Annotated in this window: 18 protein-coding genes; 7 read left to right on the top strand and 11 right to left on the bottom strand. The window is 63.5% G+C overall.

The window, feature by feature from the left end:
- Positions 1–86 precede the first annotated feature (86 nt).
- Both AC0L21_RS08020 and AC0L21_RS08015 read left to right on the top strand, forming a co-directional pair.
- Positions 87–896 carry a hypothetical protein gene (locus tag AC0L21_RS08020; RefSeq protein WP_473259939.1) on the top strand — a complete coding sequence of 270 codons (810 nt, stop codon included), beginning with the start codon at positions 87–89 and terminating at the stop codon, positions 894–896.
- Positions 897–925: 29 nt separating this feature from the next.
- Positions 926–1,390 (top strand): hypothetical protein, encoded by a 465-nt coding sequence (locus AC0L21_RS08015; RefSeq protein WP_473259937.1) that lies wholly within the window; start codon positions 926–928, stop codon positions 1,388–1,390.
- Positions 1,391–1,426: 36 nt separating this feature from the next.
- On the opposite strand, the gene AC0L21_RS08010 is transcribed toward AC0L21_RS08015, so the two are convergent.
- Positions 1,427–2,200, bottom strand: a complete 774-nt coding sequence (locus tag AC0L21_RS08010) for a helix-turn-helix transcriptional regulator (protein ID WP_473259935.1) — start codon at positions 2,198–2,200, stop codon at positions 1,427–1,429.
- Between the two features lie 108 nt (positions 2,201–2,308).
- On the opposite strand from AC0L21_RS08010, the gene AC0L21_RS08005 reads away from it, so the two are divergent.
- Positions 2,309–3,388 carry a zinc-binding dehydrogenase gene (locus AC0L21_RS08005; protein WP_473259933.1) on the top strand — a complete coding sequence of 360 codons (1,080 nt, stop codon included), beginning with the start codon at positions 2,309–2,311 and terminating at the stop codon, positions 3,386–3,388.
- A 78-nt stretch (positions 3,389–3,466) separates the two neighbouring features.
- Here AC0L21_RS08005 and AC0L21_RS08000 read toward each other — a convergent pair whose 3' ends face one another.
- The 10 genes from AC0L21_RS08000 to AC0L21_RS07955 all read right to left on the bottom strand — a co-directional run bounded on the left by AC0L21_RS08000 (position 3,467) and on the right by AC0L21_RS07955 (position 14,291).
- Positions 3,467–4,168 (bottom strand): ABC transporter ATP-binding protein, encoded by a 702-nt coding sequence (locus AC0L21_RS08000; RefSeq protein WP_007603608.1) that lies wholly within the window; start codon positions 4,166–4,168, stop codon positions 3,467–3,469.
- A 7-nt stretch (positions 4,169–4,175) separates the two neighbouring features.
- Complete coding sequence (locus tag AC0L21_RS07995) at positions 4,176–5,456, bottom strand: lipoprotein-releasing ABC transporter permease subunit (RefSeq protein WP_473259931.1); 1,281 nt, start codon at positions 5,454–5,456, stop codon at positions 4,176–4,178.
- 90 nt (positions 5,457–5,546) lie between these two features.
- The gene (gene proS, locus AC0L21_RS07990) at positions 5,547–6,866 is read right to left on the bottom strand and encodes a proline--tRNA ligase (RefSeq protein WP_007610920.1); all 1,320 of its coding nucleotides are present in this window, start codon (positions 6,864–6,866) and stop codon (positions 5,547–5,549) included.
- Positions 6,867–7,019: 153 nt separating this feature from the next.
- Entirely contained in the window at positions 7,020–8,582 is a 1,563-nt protein-coding gene (locus tag AC0L21_RS07985) for a copper resistance CopC/CopD family protein (RefSeq protein WP_473259929.1), read from the bottom strand.
- Entirely contained in the window at positions 8,582–9,097 is a 516-nt protein-coding gene (locus AC0L21_RS07980) for a YcnI family copper-binding membrane protein (protein ID WP_473260114.1), read from the bottom strand. Before AC0L21_RS07980 ends, AC0L21_RS07985 begins: the two co-directional genes overlap by 1 nt.
- A 26-nt stretch (positions 9,098–9,123) precedes the next feature.
- Positions 9,124–9,645, bottom strand: a complete 522-nt coding sequence (locus tag AC0L21_RS07975) for a copper chaperone PCu(A)C (protein ID WP_473259927.1) — start codon at positions 9,643–9,645, stop codon at positions 9,124–9,126.
- A 28-nt stretch (positions 9,646–9,673) separates the two neighbouring features.
- Positions 9,674–10,171: a TlpA disulfide reductase family protein gene (locus tag AC0L21_RS07970; RefSeq protein ID WP_473259924.1), complete on the bottom strand. Its 498-nt coding sequence runs from the start codon at positions 10,169–10,171 to the stop codon at positions 9,674–9,676.
- A complete protein-coding gene (locus AC0L21_RS07965) occupies positions 10,168–11,379 on the bottom strand; it encodes a sialidase family protein (protein WP_473259922.1) in 1,212 nt (403 codons plus the stop codon). The genes AC0L21_RS07970 and AC0L21_RS07965 overlap by 4 nt, the downstream gene beginning before the upstream one ends.
- Positions 11,380–11,405: 26 nt before the next feature.
- Positions 11,406–13,832, bottom strand: a complete 2,427-nt coding sequence (locus AC0L21_RS07960; protein ID WP_473260112.1) for a TonB-dependent receptor family protein — start codon at positions 13,830–13,832, stop codon at positions 11,406–11,408.
- A gap of 84 nt (positions 13,833–13,916) precedes the next feature.
- A complete protein-coding gene (locus tag AC0L21_RS07955; protein ID WP_473259920.1) occupies positions 13,917–14,291 on the bottom strand; it encodes a DUF2946 family protein in 375 nt (124 codons plus the stop codon).
- Positions 14,292–14,768: 477 nt separating this feature from the next.
- On the opposite strand from AC0L21_RS07955, the gene AC0L21_RS07950 reads away from it, so the two are divergent.
- The 4 genes from AC0L21_RS07950 (at position 14,769) to AC0L21_RS07935 (ending at position 18,902) form a co-directional block, all read left to right on the top strand.
- The gene (locus tag AC0L21_RS07950; RefSeq protein WP_473259918.1) at positions 14,769–15,173 is read left to right on the top strand and encodes a globin; all 405 of its coding nucleotides are present in this window, start codon (positions 14,769–14,771) and stop codon (positions 15,171–15,173) included.
- Between the two features lie 142 nt (positions 15,174–15,315).
- Positions 15,316–16,338: a sugar ABC transporter substrate-binding protein gene (locus AC0L21_RS07945; RefSeq protein ID WP_199198585.1), complete on the top strand. Its 1,023-nt coding sequence runs from the start codon at positions 15,316–15,318 to the stop codon at positions 16,336–16,338.
- Between the two features lie 21 nt (positions 16,339–16,359).
- Complete coding sequence (locus AC0L21_RS07940; RefSeq protein WP_473259915.1) at positions 16,360–17,862, top strand: sugar ABC transporter ATP-binding protein; 1,503 nt, start codon at positions 16,360–16,362, stop codon at positions 17,860–17,862.
- A gap of 11 nt (positions 17,863–17,873) precedes the next feature.
- Positions 17,874–18,902 (top strand): ABC transporter permease, encoded by a 1,029-nt coding sequence (locus AC0L21_RS07935; RefSeq protein WP_473259913.1) that lies wholly within the window; start codon positions 17,874–17,876, stop codon positions 18,900–18,902.
- Positions 18,903–19,073: the final 171 nt, after the last annotated feature.

Raw genomic sequence — 19,073 nt, 5'->3', positions numbered from 1 at the left:
CGCGGACGCGCCACTTCAAGTTGTGGCAGTGCGGATCGTCGTGTAGCATCCATCTCTGCTTTTCACCGCGTGGTCCCCGTCGTTTCATGCTCGCCCGTAGTCTGCTTGTCCTGGCCTCGCTGTTGCTTCCCGGCGCATTGCATGCCGAAGGGACGCCGGCCGAGAAGGCTGGATTTGCGTCCAGGCTGACGATCTATCTTGCCAAGGGGTCACCTGACGCGTGCGGGCCGGGCTGCGACCGCTGGATCGCCATCGAGGGCGATATCGACCAGGACGCTGCGCCGCGCATTCGCCGCTTCCTCGCCGGCGTCAAGGACACGCAGCGTCCGATCTACCTCTATTCGCCCGGCGGAAACGTGGAGCAGTCCTATGTCATCGGGCGGCTGTTGCGCAGCCGCAAGGCGATCGCCCGGGTCGGCCGAACCATCGCGACGGCGTGCGCCGCGGGCACGCAGCTGGACGCCGCGTGCCTGAAAATCAAAAACGCCGGCGGTGAGGTGGAAGCCGAACTCACCACTTACCATGCGATGTGCAACTCGGCCTGCGGCTACCTGTTTCTCGGAGCGACATCGCGCGAGGTCGCCCCCGACGCCGCGCTGGCGGTCCATAATTCCAGGCTGGTCCTTGCCTTTCACGGGCATCCGCCTCCGGCGGCCGTCGCGGAATACAGGCAGCGCCGGATCGCCAGGGCCGATCGCGATCGCGCTGAGTTCATCGCGGCGATGGGGATCAGCCGCGAGCTTGACGATCTGATCCGGACTGTGAAGTTCGAAAACCTGCACATGCTGACGCGCGACGAGCTCTATCGTTTCGGCATCGACACGCGTCGCTTGCCGAGACAGCGTGGAAACTGGAAAAGGAGGCGCGCCCCTTCGTCCGGAAGTTCGCGATACTGAAGAAGGAGAACGGCGCTTCGTTCCGGACGATGGAATGGCGCCTGTCCTGCGAAAGCGGGAAGCGCGTTCCGCTGACATTCGCCAGCGAAGTCGACGAGACGGCTGCCGGCAAGAGCACCATCCTGGTGACGGCGGACGCCGAGCCGGACAAGACGGCCGGGGGATCTCCGCTGCGGGCCGGAAAATACGAAGTGTGGCGCGGCAGCATCGATCCTGACATGGTCAGGGTGATACTGGCGTCCCGCTCGCTGCATGTCCGCGAAACCACGCTGATGCCCGATGACGAGGCGGATATCTCGCAGTTCAACATCGACTTGACGGGCCTGACGTCGCTGTGGACGCAACTTGTCGCCTCGTGCGCGTCAGTAGCATCGGCTCCGAAAGGCTCCTGGCCGGCAGTCCCTTGGCAATCGACTGCCTGGCCGGTGACAGCCAATCCTGTCCCGAGCGGCGGGACAACGCCTTCGGCAACGCCGTCGCAAGGGGCGCGATGAGCAGCCTTGTTGGTACTCAGCTCATCGTCAACTCCCTTACACCGGCGTGTAGATCACGAGCTTCAGCGCCGGATCGTCATTGGCCTGAAAGCTGGTGTGCTCGAACCGGAGCACGCCCTTGGTCGGATGGTTCATGATCTTGAGGCCCGCGGCGGTGCTGCGGATCTCGTGTGCTTCCCACCATTTGACGAATTCCGGACTGCCCTCACGCAGCCGCGTCAGCAATTCCGCAAAGGCGGGATCGCCGGCCCAGACGTCGTGAGTGGCGCGAAACATCGCCACCATGCTTTTGGCGACATCAGCCCAGCCGGCACCGTAGAATTTTCGCGTCTGCTTGTTCGTCATCACCAGCAGCAGCGTGTTGCGGTCCTGCTCGGGCAACTGTCCAAACCCGAAGATCTCCTCGGCCGCCGCGTTCCAGGCCAGCACGTCCCAGCGCCGCCCCGTGATGTAGGCCGGCTGCGCCAGGCTCTCGATCATCCGCCGAACCGGCGGCGGCACGATCTCGCGCGTGAACGCGCGCCTGTCGCCGTCGCGCGCCAGCGCCTTGAGATGGGCGTGCTCGGTCTTGCTGAGGCGGAGCGCGCGCGCCAGCGCGTCGACCGTGGTGACCGAGGGGCTGACGGTGCGGCCCTGCTCGAGCCGGATGTACCAGTCGACACCGATGCCGGCGAGCTGCGCGACCTCCTCGCGGCGCAGGCCCGCGGTGCGGCGCCGTCGGCCGGCAGGAAGCCCGACCGTCTTCGGCGACAGCTTTTCGCGGCGAGACCTGAGAAAGTCGCCGAATTCGACGCGGCGTGGATCGGCCATGGTGACGTGCCTCGATGGAGGGCCCGCGGAATACTAGGATAATACCAGGCCTTCCTGGGCCTGGGAAGGCGGTGCATATGGGCATCACCCGAATATGAGGTGACCACCATGAAAGCCGCCGTACTCAAATCCCTGGGATCTCCGCTCGTCATCGAGAATGCACCCGAACCAGTGCTCGGCACGGGCGAGGTCATCGTGGACGTCATCGCAACGCGGGTGCTGTCCTACATGAACGAGGTCTTCAGCGGGGTGCGCAACTATGCGCTCCAGCTGCCGATCATCCCCGGGCCTGGCGGCATTGGCCGGGTCCGCGCCATCGGCCCGGACGCGACGAAGCTCAGCGTTGGCGATTGGGTGTTCTGCGATCCGACGGTGCGCTCGCGCGACGACTCCGTAGCGCCCGACATTGCCCTGCAAGGACTCACCGCCCCCGGTGCCGGCGCGATGCGCCTGCAACAGCATTTTCGCCACGGCTCGTTTGCCGAGCAGATGCGAGTGCCGACGGAGAACGTAAAGCCCCTAGGCCAAATCACGTCCGACGAAGCCACGCGATGGTGCGCGCTGGGGACGCTGCTGGTGCCCTATGGCGGTTTCCTCGCCGCCAACCTTCAGCCCGGCGAGACCGTGCTGGTGAGCGGAGCCACCGGCAATTTCGGCAGCGCAGCCGTCTCGGTCGCGCTCGCGATGGGCGCCGCCTGCGTAGTCGCGCCCGGCCGCAACGACAAGATCTTGGCCGACCTCGTCCGCCGCTTCGGCGATCGCGTCAAGCCGGTCAGGCTCTCCGGCAACGAGGACGACGACCGCGAGAGCATGAAGCGCGCGGCGCGAGGGCCCATCGACTGCGTGCTCGACATCATGCCGCCCTCGGTGAGCACGAATGTGGTGCGCGCGGCGATCATGACGGTGCGTCCTTACGGCCGTGTCGTGCTGATGGGCGGCGTCGGCATGGCCGGCGGCGCGGGGCTCGAACTGCCCTACCCCTGGATCATGCGCAACTGCATCAGCATCCACGGCGTCTGGATGTACCCGCCGGATGCGGCAGGCCGCCTGATCGCGCTGGTGCGCGCGGGACTGCTGAGGCTGGAGGAGTACGAGGCCACCGCCTTCGATCTCGACCACACCAACGAGGCGGTGGACCATGCCGCCGCCAATGGCGGACCGTTCAAATTGACGGTGATCCGGCCTTGAGGGCTCCGGGGGGCGCCATTTTTTTCGTCAGTCCGGCCAAGCACTTGGCTACTGTGCATGGGGTTGTTTTCGCGTTTCTTACTCGAGCTCGACCACCTGGCCGTTCGACAGCGACACGCGACGGTCCATGCGGCCGGCGAGCTCCATGTTGTGGGTCGCGATCAGCATGGAGACCTTGGTCGCCTTGACGAGCTGCATCAGCGCCTGGAAGACGTGGTCCGCGGTGTGCGGATCGAGATTGCCGGTCGGCTCGTCCGCAAACAGCACCCGCGGAGCATTGGCCACCGCGCGCGCGATTGCAACGCGCTGCTGCTCGCCGCCCGACAGCTCGGACGGACGGTGCGTGATGCGCTCGCCGAGGCCGAGATAGCCAAGGATCTCCTTGGCGCGCTTGACGCTCTCTGATTTCTTGAGGCCGCGGATCATCTGCGGCATCATCACGTTCTCCAGCGCCGAGAACTCCGGCAGCAGCCGGTGCGACTGGTAGACGAAGCCGATATCGGTGCGGCGAAGCTGGGTGCGCTCGATGTCGGGCAGTTGCGAGGTCGGCGCGCCATTGACGTAGACCTCGCCGGAATCGGGCGCTTCCAACAGTCCCGCGATATGCAGCAGCGTCGACTTGCCCGAGCCGGACGGCGCCACCAGCGCGACGGACTGGCCTGCCCACAGCGCGAGCTTGGCGCCGTCGAGGATCGTCAGCGGCACCTCACCCTGCAAGTACTGTCGCTTTATCTCGTGGAGATAAATGACCGGTACATCTTCCGCCCCCTGGCTCTCCATCAGCCCCTCACTCGTACCGCAGCGCTTCGACGGGATCGAGGCGCGCGGCGCGCCAGGACGGATACAGCGTCGCCAGGAACGACAGCGTCAGCGCCATGATGACGACGGCCGAGGTTTCGCCGATGTCGATCTCGGCGGGCAGCTTCGACAGGAAATACAGCTCTGGCGAAAACAGTTCGGTGCTGGTCAGCCAGGACAGGAATTGCCGGATCGACTCGATGTTGAGGCAGATCACCAGCCCGACGATGAAGCCGACCATCGTACCCACCACGCCGATCGAGGCGCCCGTGATCAGGAAGATGCGCATGATCGAGCCTTGCGAGGCCCCCATCGTGCGCAGGATCGCGATGTCGCTGCCCTTGTCCTTCACCAGCATGATCAGGCCGGACACGATGTTGAGCGCCGCGACAAGCACGATCATGGTGAGGATCAGGAACATCACGTTGCGCTCGACCTGCAGCGCGTTGAAGAAGGTCGAGTTGCGCTGACGCCAATCGACCAGGAACACCGGCCGCCCCGCCGCCTCCGTCACGGCCTGACGGAACGCGACGATCTGATCCGGATTGGTGGTGAAGACCTCGATCGAGGTGACGTCGTTGCTGCGGTTGAAATAGGCCTGCGCCTCCGCGAGCGGCATGAACACGAAGCCGAGATCATACTCCGACATGCCGATCTCGAACACCGCTGCGATCTTGTACGGCTTGATGCGCGGTGTCGTGCCCATCGGCGTGACCGCGCCCTTCGGCGCCACCAGCGTGATGCTGTCGCCGGCGTGCAGCGACAGCTGGTCAGCGAGGCGCCGGCCGATCGCGACCCCCTGCCCGTCGTCAAAACCCTCGAGCGAGCCCTGCTTGATGTTCTTGGCGATCGAGGTGAGGTTGTTGAGGTCGTCGGAGCGGATGCCGCGCACCAGGACGCCGGAGGCGTTCCACGGCGATGACGCCAGCGCCTGACCGTCCACCACGGGCGCTGCGAGCCGGATGCCCTGGACCTGGCTGAGGCGGTCGGCGACGTCCTTCCAGTCGGTCAGCGGCGATTCCAGCGGCTGCACCAGGATGTGGCCGTTGAGCCCGAGGATCTTGTCGAGCAGCTCCTTGCGGAAGCCGTTCATGACGGCCATGACGATGATCAGCGTCGCCACGCCCAGCATGATCCCGAGGAAGGAGAACCCGGCAATGACCGAGATGAATCCCTCCTTGCGGCGCGCGCGTAAGTAACGCGCCGACAGCATCCACTCGAATGGCGCAAAAGGCGCGGTTTGAACGGTTTCGGTCATGGGTTCATCCATCGCTTGATAGTCCCATGATTCGGGGTCAAATGTGGCCGGATTGGCGGCCGCGATCTCGGGCGATGAACAATATTCAGCCGACCAGCCTTATCAGCCCACAAGTCTTGCGACCGCGTCCGCAGGCGACATGGTCTCGCGGGCGCCGTCACTTCGCCGCTTGAGCTCGACCTTGCCGTCGGCGAGCCCTTTCGGCCCGATCATGATCTGCCAGGGGATCCCGATCAGGTCGGCGGCGGCGAATTTGGCTCCGGCGCGCTGGTCGGTGTCGTCGTAGAGCACGTCGACGCCCTTGGCGGACAGCTCCGCATAGAGCTTCTCGCAGGCCGCATCGACCGCGGCATCGCCCTGCTTGAGGTTGAGAATCGACACGCGGAACGGGGCAACGGCCTCCGGCCATTTGATGCCGGCATCGTCATGGCAGGCCTCGATGATGGCGCCGAGCAGGCGCGAGACGCCGACGCCGTAGGAGCCGCCGTGGATCGGCACGTCGACACCGTCGGGTCCCGCGACCAGCGCCTTCATCGCGTCGGAATATTTCGTGCCGAAATAGAAGATCTGCCCGACCTCGATACCGCGGGTGTTCACCCGCTTGTCGGCGGGCACTTCCTGCTCGAAGCGCGCGGCGTCGTGAACGTCTTCCGTCGCCGCATAGACCGAAGTCCATTGCTTGATGATCGGCGTCAAGTCGCTCTCATAGTCGACGTCCTCGCCCGGCACCGGCAGGTCCAGCACGTCGCGATTGATGAAAACGCCGGATTCGCCGGTCTCGGCGAGCACGATGAACTCGTGGCTGAGATCGCCGCCGATCGGGCCGGTCTCGGCGCGCATCGGGATCGCCTTCAGCCCCATCCGCGCGAAGGTGCGCAAATACGCCACGAACATCTTGTTGTAGGCGACGCGTGCCGCGGCCTCGTTGAGGTCGAACGAATAGGCGTCCTTCATCAGGAACTCGCGGCCGCGCATCACGCCGAAGCGCGGGCGCTGCTCGTCGCGGAATTTCCATTGAATATGATAGAGATTCAGCGGCAGGCTCTTGTAGGACTTCACATAGGCGCGGAAGATCTCGGTGATCATTTCCTCGTTCGTCGGCCCGTACAGCAGCTCGCGCTTGTGCCGGTCGGCGATGCGCAGCATCTCGGGACCATAGGCATCGTAGCGGCCGCTCTCGCGCCAGAGGTCGGCAAGCTGCAGCGTCGGCATCAACAGTTCCAGCGCGCCGGAGCGGTCCTGCTCCTCGCGCACGATCTGCTCGATCTTCTTCAGGACGCGGAAGCCGAGCGGCAGCCAGGCATAGATGCCGGCGGCCTCCTGCCGGATCATGCCGGCACGCAGCATCAGCCGATGCGAGACGATCTCCGCCTCTTTCGGATTTTCCTTCAGGATGGGCAGAAAGAACCGCGACAACCGCATGGCAATACTCGAGGAATCAGTGATGGCCTGCAGTGAAACCGGATTGGGAGCCAAAACACAAGACCGGGAACGAGGAAAAGCCGCTAACACAGCGGAATTCCTGTCATTTTTCCGTCGACTTCAGGTTCGACGCGAGGTGCCGAAGAGCCGGGTTCAGGGCGCCGACACCTCGAGCTCGTCCTCCAGCGTGATCTTCTCGAAATCGCTCACCAGAGCGTCGATCCGCACATGCCAGCGGCCGGCAAAGGGCAGCTCGACCTTGCGCACGTGCCAATAGCTGTCCGGCCCCAGCAAGGCGTTCCGCTCCATCGGCTCAATGCCGCGTTCGGGCAGGCTCAGCGTCAGCGTCACCTCCTTGGCCTCGAGCACCGCCCCCTCGCCGGTCATGAGCTGCAGCACGAAATCGTCGATACCCACCTTACCCGGCGAGACCAGGACCTGGAACATTGCCCGGTCGGTGTGGATGTGGATCGCCAGCGGCGTCTCCGGAACGATGGTTCGCGGCGGCGGCGTGAAGCGCCAGCCGGCCATGACGCCGAAGATGCCGAGCGCGATGACGCATTCGAGCACAATCGAGCGCTTCAGGCTCTGCGCGGTCTTGTGATCCCCCGCCAGCGCCGGGGTCAGGCGAAAGCGGTTGAGCGCGGCAAGCGCCAGCAGCATGAGGACCAGCGCAAGCTTGATCGAGAGGATCAGTCCGTAGCGGGTCTCGACCAATGCGGACGGCTTTTCAAGCTGGACGAAGGCGAGCGCGAGGCCGGTCAATGCGAGAACGCCAACGATCGGCGCGGCGATGCGAGAAAAGCGGTTCACGACAGGCAATGCCGCGGCAGCCCGCTTCGACAACAGGGCGCCCAGCGGCGCGAGGGCACCAATCCAGAACGCGACACCGAGACCATGGAGAAAGATTGCCGGCCGGGTCAATAGTTCAGGCGATGCCGTAGCGGCGTGCCCGGTCATGGCCAGCGACAAGCCGACTCCGACGAAGGCAATGATCGCCAGAGCGCGCGCGCACCACGCGTTGCCTAGCGCCAGCAACGCGAACAGCATCGCGACGATGGCCACGAGCAAGGCTGGGCCCGCGCTCGTCCCGGATGCAACTTTCCAGGGAGCTATCGTCGCGAGACCCGATAGCGGTAGCCCGAGGAGATCCAGCCCCAACACACCAAGGGACACCACCGCGCTCGGGACGCCGATAGCGAGCGCCACGCACGGCACGGTTATGCCGGTCATCGACCACGCAACCCAGCGCGCAAAGAACACGCCGCCGACGCCGACGAAGAGGCCAAGGTAGAGACCGACCCGCGCCAGCCAGATCAGTACGTTCAATCCGGCATCGGTGGTTGCGAGAGGTTGCGTCCCCGTCGGCATGCCGATCGAGAAGATCACCGATCCCGCGACGGGATGGCCATCCTGCGAGATCACGCGATAGCTGACGACGGCCGTGCCCTGCGGCAGGTCCGCCGGCATCGCGACCGAGATGGTCTCGCCCGATGCGTCGACGCGCACATCATCCCGCGCCCTGCCCGCCCCGTCGATCAATTGGATGGCGCCCGGCGTGACCGCCTCGTTGAAGTGCAGCTCCACGGCCTTCGGCGCGCTCGCGAGCATGCTGCCGCTCGCCGGCTCGACCGCGACCAGCGCCGCGTGCCCCGAGGCGCCGGTCGCGAAACCGACAAAGAGGAGCAGCGTCGCGAACGCGGCGAGCAGGCGCATCAGGGCTTTGGCAGGAGTTGCAGGCCAGGCGCCGGAGAACTGCCCTCGTGCGAATGCTTCGCCCCCTCCGCGGGGATCTCGATCCAGCGGCTGACGCCCGTCTCGCATTCCTGGACGACAGGGAAATACAGCGTCGTGTTCGGCTTCAGGCTCGTGGTGAGGAAGCTGCTGACGACGAACTCATCGTAATTGTGGTCCGGCAGCTTGCCGCCGGACCAGGCCACCTCCTTGACGCCGGAGGAAAGCTTGTTGCCGTGATAGTCGTACTCGTTCGCGTATTTGCCCTCGAAGATATCGACGGTCCAGCCCGCCTTCGGCATCGGCTTCACAGCGATCACGCCTTCCGGAATCTGCACCCGGATCTTCACCGTGGGCGAGCCCTTGCAACCGTGCGGCACGGCGAAGACGGCCTTGTAGTAGGAGCCGACCGCCGCCTGTTTGGTCTCTAGCGTGATATGCGCCGCCGCGGGCGACGCTGCGAGCGCGGCGATCAGACTCGCAAGGATTCGATGCATTGTCATGGAAGGGTTGATCTGTTTCATCACATCTTCATTCCCGAATGATCAGGCATTTTCTTCATCATGTGCCCACTGTCGCCGGGCGCCTGCGCGCCGACGCCCTGGACATCGAGGGAGACGGCGACCTTGCCCGCCTTCTCGAACTGAAGCGTCACCGGCACCTTGTCGCCCTGCTTGAAGGGGCCCTTCAGCTCTTGCAGCATCAGGTGGTAGCCGCCGGGGGCGAACTTCACTGTCTTTCCGGGATCGATCACGAGACCCTTGTCGAGCAGGCGCATCTTCATCACGCCGTTCTCCATCGCCATCTCGTGAACCTCGGCCTTCCCCGCGATGTCGGCGGAAACGCCGACCAGCTTGTCGGCCACTGTGCCCTTGTTCTCGATGGTCAGATAGCCGCCGGCGACCTTGGCGCCGCCCGGTGTCGCCCGGCTCCACGCCTGCGAGATGACGAGATCGCCGGCCTTGACGTCGTCGGCCGCCGCTGGTGCCGTGCAGAGCGCGAGAGCGAACGCTGCGATCAACACATCTTTCAACATCGTCTTCATATCGGTCTTCCCGTTTGCAGATTGACTTTCAGTGGTTGGTGAGTTGTTGCGCAGACCATTTTTCGAAGTCGGCTAGCTCGGCCGAGCCTTCAATCGTCGTGATGACTCCATCGCGCGATATGAGCATTGTCCGGGGAATGTCGCCCTGCCAGCCGGGGTCGATCTCGAACCTCAAACGCTCGACAAAACCGTCGTTGAAGATGAAGTTTTCGGTCGTCGACAGCCCCGCTTTATCGAGCATCGATTGCGTCGCCGCCGGTAGGTTCGGCACGAGATCCGCGCTGATCGTGACGACGTCGATCCCGGGATGATCCTTCGCAAATTGCCCGAGCAGCGGCAGCTCGACCTTGCAGGGCCCGCAGGTTACGCCCCAAAAATGCACGAGCGTCGGGCGACCCGCATGCCCCCTCAGCACGCTTTGCCACGTGCCGCGCTCGAAGGGCTTAAGGGCTGGCGCCGCTCCTAGCGCTGACGCTGATGCGATTAAGATACCGAGGCCCAGAAGGCCCACAAACCGACGTTTCATGGTTGGTCCTCGATTGCCGTGAAACGATAGCCGTCCGCCTTCGTCATCCATGACAGGTAGGTCTGTCGGCCATTGGAAACGAGCAAGGGATGATCGGATGTATCGGTCGTGCTCGATATCGTCTTCGGCAGCGACCACGTCTCGCCATCGTCGCGGGAGATCGTCATCTGGACCGAGGTCTTCTCACCATCGAACTCTTTCCAGACCATCAGGGTTCCCGCCGGGCCTGCGAGCAAGAACGGGCGCGTCGGGTTGCGCCCCGGCTGCCCCAGCGCCATCGGCGTGGAAAAGGTGCGGCCTTCGTCGCGCGAGTGGGCGTAGAACAGTCCTTTCCGCACCTTTCCGTTCGTGTACCAGGCAACGTGATAGGTCCCGTTCGGCGCAACCGTGAGGCTCGGCCCGTGATGCGGACAGGCGTTGATCTGCCAGTCGTCGTTGCTGACGCGATGGATCTCGCCTGGTGTCGAGATGTCGGCAAAGGTCATGACTGCGTGATCGCGCACGCCGCCCTCGAAGATGTTTCTGAAGATCACGGCCGGCCGGCCTGCCGCTGCGAATGTCAGCCCCAATCGGCAACATTCGCAGGTGTTGTCACGCGCGAGACCAGCATCCCCGAAAGTGGTGCCCCCATCGCGCGACGAAGCAAAGAACAACCCTGCCCCCTCGTATTTTCGCCCCGCCTCCTTTGCAGGAACACGATTGCGCTTATCGAGCCAGGCCGCAAACACCGTTCCATCCTGATCGAGCGCGAGCGCCTCAAAACGCTGGCTCTCGTTGTTTGCGGTGATGGGCTTCAGCTCCGCAAAGTGCTTTCCGCCGTCGGACGAGCGGGTGTAGAGCACCTGGCCGTTGAAAGCTTCATCCCTGAAGATCGAGAACGCCAGCGCGATGCCCCCATTTCGATCGACCACGATCTTCGGCCGGGCATCCGGCCCCCAATCAAGGTTGAGCCGCTTTGTCGTGACTTGGGTGGGAGGCGAAAAACTCCGCCCTGCATCCTGCGAACTCGCAACTGAAACCTGCCCGCCCGCCATCCAGGCGAGCCACAGCGTTCCATCCGGACCGAATGCAGGCGTCGTCTTGGTCGCGCAACGCAGCGTCGGCTCGTCACAAGCGGCCTCCGACACATGCTGCGCGTGCATCTGTCCAAGTGCCGCGCCTTGCAAGAAGGCGAGAGCGAGTATCGCCAACAAGCCACTTCGGATCACAGCCGCACTTCCTTTGAGAGCCCGTATCATTTGAACGCCACCTTCATACCCGCAACGAACGTGCGCGGCGAGCCCGCGTAAATCGATCCCGTCGTGTTCGCCAGCACGCTGGCAAGATTTGGAAGTCCGGCTGTGGTCACCGTATTGGTGATGTTGTTTGCCGACGCAACATAAGTGCGATCAAATACGTTCCTGACTTCGAGAAACAGGTTGAGGGATCTGAAGGTGTCTGACACCAGGTCCGTCTTGTAGTGGACGTTCACGTTGATCAGCTCATAGCCCGGCGCTTTCAGCAGATTTGCATTGTCCATGTAAAAGGAGTCCTTCCACTGGACTTCGACAAAACCCCCGAGCCCCGCCAGCGACCCCGCGAATTCGTCGTAGCCGATCCTGGCCGTCAGCTCGTTCGGCGAGATTCCGGGGATCTTGTTGCCTGCCCGGTTGAAGCTGAACACTGCGACATTGGTGATGTTCTCCACATACTCGGTGTAGACCTCGTCGAGATAGGTATACGCCGCCATGAACCGCCAGCCCGGATGGAACTTCCAATCGGCAGCAAGTTCGACGCCCCGATGCTCGGATCGCGGTGCGTTGAACATGTAAGTCGCGTTGCTCGCGCTCGGGTTACTGACGGCCTGACTCACCAATTCATTTCGAAAAAACTCGTAAAAGGCCGTCGCGCTCAGTTTGACCGCACTGCTCGGCGTCCAGTCGAAGCCCAGATCGTATCCGACATTGGTTTGCGTCTGGAGCTGCGTGTTGTTGCCAAAATCACCGTTCGGAAGAACGAACAGATTCGAGACCTGCGGCGTTCCGTATCCGGTCGCCACACGTCCGCGAAACTGCCATTCTGGATCGAGCCTGTAGAGCAGCGCCAACTCAGGAGCCGTGTTCTCGATCTTGCGATCGGCGGCGGTAGGCACCGGTATCGTCGCTACCGGAACATTGAAGGTGTTGTATTTATAGAGGGTATTGACGCCTCTCAGAATTGTAGTTTCCCAACCGATTCCGGCTATCGCCGTCAAATCAGGAGTGAGCTTCAGTTCCTCCCTCGCCCGTATTCCGTAGTTGGATGTATCGCTGAAGGTGTTGGCCGAGATCAATCCCAGTGTGGCGTTTCCGCCTGGCATGACGTTACGCGTATCGCTCGACGCCACGAGTGTATTGTACCAGGCGCCGACCAATGTGGTGGACTCCATGCCGAAGATTTCGCCACGCTTCGTAATGTCGCTCATGTAGTTGTAGGACGGGAAATCGCCGATGGCGCTGGTCGCGCCAGTCGGCTGGCTGATGTTCCTGTCGTCGAAAACGAACTGGTTTCGCCAACTCGTCGTATTGTCAAAGTCGTGCTCCCACCGTGCTCCTACGATGGTTCGTCTATCGTTTCGCCCGAGACCTGCTTGCGTTGCCGTCTCGGTGTCCCTGTCTCCTGCGACGCCGGTTCTCGCGTTGAAGCCGTTCTTGAAAAGCGACACGGTCGGACATCCGGCGGCGGCCACGGCGCCCGTTGTACAACCCTGCTGGAAAGGGTTGGTGTCGTACTGGCTCAGCGACTGCCGGAGCGGCAACCGCGCACTCAGGTCATTGTTGATGATCTTGACCGTAAAGCGGTCGTCCGGCGTGGCCTTGAGCGTGCCGAGGAAGTTGACGGTCTGCGTGTTGAACCAGCTATTTCCGATATAGCCGTCGCCCCGCGTGTCGCTTGCGAACAGCGATCCCTCGAAATTACCGAACTTCTTTCCGGCCGCCAGGTAGTTGTTGAGATAGCCGTAGCTGCCGCCGTCGACGCCATACTCGACGCCGTCGATCGTGCCACCGGGCCGGGTTCGGAAATTGAGCGCGCCGCCGGTCGCGTAGTTTCCATAGAGAGCCGACGAGGGACCGCGGACCACGTCGATCGCCCCATAGGCATGCGGATCGATCAGATCGCTGCGCGACAGGCCATCCGGCTGCGTTACCGGAAAACCATCGTCGAAGATCACGAGATTGCGGATGCCAAAGCTATTCCGGGCGTTGGATCCACGGATCGAGATGCCGAAATCGCGGGGGCCGTTCCCCTGCTTGATCGAGATGCCCGGACTATCCCGCAGGACGTCGCTGACCGAAAACGACGGGCGGTTGTCGAACTGGCTGCGATCGATGGTCGTCGCGGTCTGACCGGCCGGCGCCTGATTGACGCCGTCGCGGGCAGCGCTGGCCGTCACGGCCCTGTTTTGGGTGGATACGCTGACGCTTGCGCTTGGCGTCACGGGCCTTGCCGCACGGCCCACCGATGCGGAGCGCGGTTTCGACGGTCGGCTTATTGGTTTGGGACGGGCAACCTGCGGGGCCACGACAGTCACCGCGGGAAGCTCGGTATTGCCGCTTTGGGCAAAGGCTCCGCTCGACGATGCAAGCAGCGTGGCCTGAATGGCGACGATGCTCACGCCACGGCGGGCATGACAACGTAACATGGGGCATTCCTGACGCCGGGCTTTCTCTCCGGCCATTCGACAGCATCAATCGCCTGCGGCGGACCGCGGCGATCACGAGAGTCGTCAGGAAAGTTGGGGCGGCGCGCGTGCCTGGGCGTTTGTGCCTTTATGGGCTGCGCCGCCGGAAGCCTCCGCCGCGTGCCACACCACGCGCTCGGAGTGGCGGAAGGGAACGGAGAGCGCGGCGTGCGGCGGCGAATCGAGTGACGCGCCCAATTGCGCAAGGCAACAGAGGGCGCATGCGCCGGCATGTGCAACCGGCGTACCCGCCGGATCGTTCAGGCCGCCCTGCTCGCTCGCGCTGTGACAGATGATGGAGGCAGAAAGCGGATCGGCCACAGCCTGGCCGGCCGCCAGACAGGCGGCAATCGGCGCCAGCACCTGCATCACCAAAGCGAGCAGGACCAGGGGTAGGAATTTTTGCAGCCGTGCGCGCATCCGCCGAACCATTCGTTCGCCTACTAACTAAACACCGCGCTAGGGCCGAGTCGAGCCCGGTTCCGCCACCTCCTTAATCCAGCGCAAATTTCCCGGAAACTGTGGTCCGGCCGTCCCAAGGGAGGGGACCTCCGGCATTTGAGGCAGTCGAGCCCCTGCCCCATCCACAGATTTCTTATATTTGTCATATGCTTACACGGCTGGCCACCCGATCATTTCGTCAAATGCTCGAATTTTGAACATTCGTTGCCGAAAATGATGACAAGTGAGAAAAGTTGATCTAGCATCCGCTTGCTCAGGCTGGCCGCGAGGTCGAAGTCTGGTGGTCCAAGTCTCGGGAGGAGCCCCTGACGCGCAAAATGCAGCGTCGCCCCGCCAATCAAGATCAAATCTTAGAATCGGGGATAATAGGGTCGACACAATTTTTGAGCGGGGCTAGGGCCCCGCTCTTTTTTTGTCTGCGGGGCTCATGCGCCGATGAATCCTTCTCCCAATCTGGTCGAACAGAGCTTTGAACTTGCAGCCTCGCGCTGCACCGATCTCACGCCACACGTCTATCAGCGGCTGTTCGAACAGTATCCCGAAACGCGGGCGATGTTCCGCACGCAAGGCAGCGAGCTCGTGATGGGATCGATGCTCGCACTCACGATCGAGGCGATTCTCGACTTCGCCGGTGATCGCCGTGGGCAATTCCGGCTGATCGCGTGCGAGGTCGTGTCGCACGATGGCTACGGCACGCCGCGCGAGCTGTTCACCGCCTTCTTCGCCGTCATCAGGGATACGTTGCGCGATCTGCTGCGCGATGAATGGTCGCCGGACATCGCGCAGGCGTGGGACCGACTGCTCATCGAGATCGAAGGGTTCGCCGCCGTTCAGGCCTGACGCTTTGCGCTGCACCAACACGGGCTCGCGGCAATCCCGCCGTTGATTGCGGATTGAGTGGCACCAACTCTTGTGAGACACTTTCGGACATCGGTCGCGCGATCAATGACGCGCCGAAGATAAAATTGCATGGGAGCGAGCGATGTCCGGGACGAAAGATTTCTCGACGACGAGGCGCGATCTTCTTCAGGCGGCAGCAACCGCCGGCGCCGCGACTGCCATCCTCGGCAGCATGGGCATTAACCCCGCCCTTGCAGCCGAAGTCGGACGCAGCGAGAAGCCGCTGAAGGCGGCGTTCTCCAACGCAGGCCTCCAGGCGACCTGGTGCGCGCAGGGCAAGCAGGCCGCGGAATTCTGGGGCAAGCTGTTCAACGTCGAGGTCACCTGGTTCGACGGCCAGCTCGATGCGGTGAAGCAGCGCGCGGCGATCGACAACATGGCTTCGCAAAAATGGGACTTCGTCGCGATCCAGGCTTTCGGCATCGGCACCCTCACCCAGCCGGTGCAGAAGATGATCGACGCCGGCACGCCCGTGATCGACATGGACACGCTGATTGCGCCGCTGGACCAGATCAACGTCCACTCCTTTCTCGCCCCCGACAACGAGTTCATGGGCGCCTCGGTGACGCAGGCGCTGTGCAATGCCATGGGCGGCAAGGGCAAGATCATCATGACGCAAGGAGCCCTCGGCCACACGGGCGCGCAGGGCCGCGCCAAGGGCTTCAACAATGTCGTGAAGCAATTCCCCGGGATCGAGGTGCTCGACACCCAGCCGGCCGACTGGGATGTGTCGAAGACCGCGCGTCTCTGGGAAACCTACCTGACGAAGTATCCGCAGATCGACGCGGCGTTCTTCCACAATGACGACATGGCGCTCGCCGCCGCCAACATCATGAAGGCGCGGGGCCGCACCAACATCCTGATCGGCGGTGTCGACGCGATGCCGCCGGCGATCCAGGCGGTCAGCGAAGGCCGCATGTTCGCGACCGTCCGCAATCCGTCCTGCCGCATCCACGGCGGCGCCGTCATCGCGGGCGTTTCCGCCGTGGTCGGGGGCGAAAAGAGCGGACAGGGCATCCCCAAGAACGTCGTCACCGACGGACCGGTCGTCACCAAGGCCAACGCCGCAGGCATGCAGTGGATGCAGGATCACTTCCTGATCTGAGCCTCCAAGATCTGAAATTCCATGCGAGAGGATCGTTCGCCCATCCTGGAACTGCAGGGTATCACGAAGAGCTTCGGCGGCGTCGAGGCGCTTCGTGGTGTCGACTTCGCGCTCCACGCGAGCGAGATCCACGGTCTCGTCGGCGAGAACGGCGCGGGAAAAAGCACGCTGATGAAGATTATCGCCGGCGTGCACACCGAATTCTCGGGCCGCTTCCTGATCGACGGACAGGAGACGCATTTCCGCTCGGCCCGCGACGCCCACAGCGCCGGGATCGCCATGGTGCACCAGGAGCTGTCCGTCGCGCCCGACCTCACGGTGGCGGAGAACGTGTTTCTGGGCAACCAGCCGACCAACCGGCTCGGCTTGGTGCAATGGCGGCGGATGGCGCGCGAGGCGGGCGAGCAGCTCGCCCGCTTCGGCATCGACGTCGATCCGATGAGCAGGCTGGGCGATCTCCCGATCGGACTCCAGCAGCTGATCGAGATCGCGCGCGTGCTGTTCTCCGGCGCGCGCATCGTCATCCTGGACGAGCCGACCTCCGCCCTCTCCCCACCCGAGGTCGAGCGACTGTTCGCAACGCTGCGGCGCCTGCGCGAGGAAGGCACGGCGATCGTTTTCATCTCGCATTTCATCGAGGACATCTTGCGCGTCTCCGACACGGTGACCGTGTTCCGCAACGGACGGAAGGTCGCGGAAACGGCAAGTGCTGCGACCAGCAAAGGCGCGCTGATCGAGGCCATGATCGGCCGCGCCGGCGAAGCGCTCGAGCACAGCTACAGCGACGATCTGATGCTGCCCCAACCGAGCGATAGCTCGGTGGTCCTCAAGGTCGACCAATTGTCGCTGGCCCGCAGCCTGAAGGACATCTCCTTCGAGGCGCGCGCCGGCGAAGTGCTGGGCATCTACGGGTTCATGGGCTGCGGCCAGCAGGAGCTGTCGCGCATCCTGTTCGGCAAGCTGAAGCCGGACGGCGGCACGCTCGCGGTCGAGGGCAAGCCCAAGACCTTCGCCAGCACGGCAGCGGCGCGGCGCGCCGGCGTGGCGCTGGTGCCGGAGAGCCGGCGCGCGATGCTGTTTCACCAGGAGCCGGTCTACAAGAACATCTCGATCAGCATTCTCGATCGCATCTCGGCGCTGCTGCTCAAGCCGGCGCAGGAGCGCGACATCGCAAAGCGGCAGGTCGAGCAGTTGCAGATCAGGCCGCCGGTGGTCGGCCTCGATCTCGGCATGCTCTCCGGCGGCAACCAGCAGAAAGTCGCGCTGGCGAAATGGCTGACCTATCCGCCCAAACTCCTGGTGCTGTGCGAGCCCACCCGCGGCATGGATGTCGGCGCCAAGAACGACGTCATCAACATCGTCCGCGATCTCCGCGCCAAAGGGCTCGCGATTATCGTGCTGTCGACCGAGCCGGAAACGGTGCTGTCGCTGGCCGATCGCATCCTCGTGCTCAAGCGCGGCGCATTGGTGCGTGAATTCACGAACGAGCCGGTCAGCAAGGACCGCCTGCTGGAAGCGGCGTGACGGAGAAGCACATGGCGAGCAGTGACACGGCTTTGGCGGCGGGGCAGCGGGCGCGCGGCTTAGCGCCGTTCCTGCGCTCGCAGATGCGCAACATCGCCCCGTTCCTGACGCTGATCTTCCTGTCCGGCTTCTTTGCGCTGGCCAGCCCCTCCTTCGCGACGCTGGACAATCTCGGCAACATCCTGACGCAGGTGTCGGTCACGGGCATCATCGCCGTCGGCCTCACCTTCGTGATCCTCTGCGCGGAGATCGACCTCTCGATCGCCAGCATCGCCAACGTCACGGGCATCGCGGTCGCCTACTTCACGCTCCAGGAATCCTACGTCAACATTCCCAACATTCCCCTGCCCGGCGCCGCGGCGATCCTGCTGGCCATTTTGCTCTGCGCGTTGCTCGGCCTCGTCAATGCGCTGGGGCTGACCGTGATCGGCATCCCCTCCTTCATCATGACCTTGGCGATGATGCAGATCGCTGCCGGCATCTCGGCGCTGCTGGTGCGCGGCCAGATCGCCTACAAGGTCCCCGGCGTGATCACCACGCTCGGCTCCGGATCGATCGGCGGCATCCCATGGATCGTCATCGTCGCCGCGATCATGCTGCTCGGCGGACACCTGGTGCTGACCTACACGCGCTTCGGCCGCTACGTCTACATGGTCGGCGGCAACCGCGAGGCGGCCGAATATTCCGGCCTTAACGTCAAGCTCATCCTCGGCGCGGTCATGGTGATCTCGGCGGTGTGCTCCGGTATCGGCGGCATGCTCGGCGTCGCTCATTTCGGCAGCGCGCAGCAGAACGAGTTCGACACCTATTTGCTCGACTCCATCGCCGCCGTCGTGGTCGGCGGCACCAGCCTGTTCGGCGGCCGCGGCGGCATCGGCAACACCATCGTCGGTCTCTTCGTTCTCGGTGTTCTCAATAACGGCCTCGACCACGTCAACATCGACAGCTTCCTGAAGATCCTGATCCGCGGCCTGATCCTGCTGGCGGCGCTGGTCATCAACGTCTATGCGCAGCGGCTGAGGGAGAAAGCGGCGGAATAGCCGCCCCTCAAAACCAAAAGCGCGAAAACAACCCCATGCACAGTAGAGACTGTGAGGGAATTCAACGACTTACAAAAACCCGAAATTGCGATGGTGCGACCGCAGCGGCGGTTTGATTCGTCGGGCAAAACAGGAGCATGATGTCATCATGGCGGTGTGCGCGGGTGGACT

Source organism: Bradyrhizobium sp. WSM4873, assembly GCF_055811355.1.
This window is presented reverse-complemented; position numbering and strand designations above follow the sequence as displayed.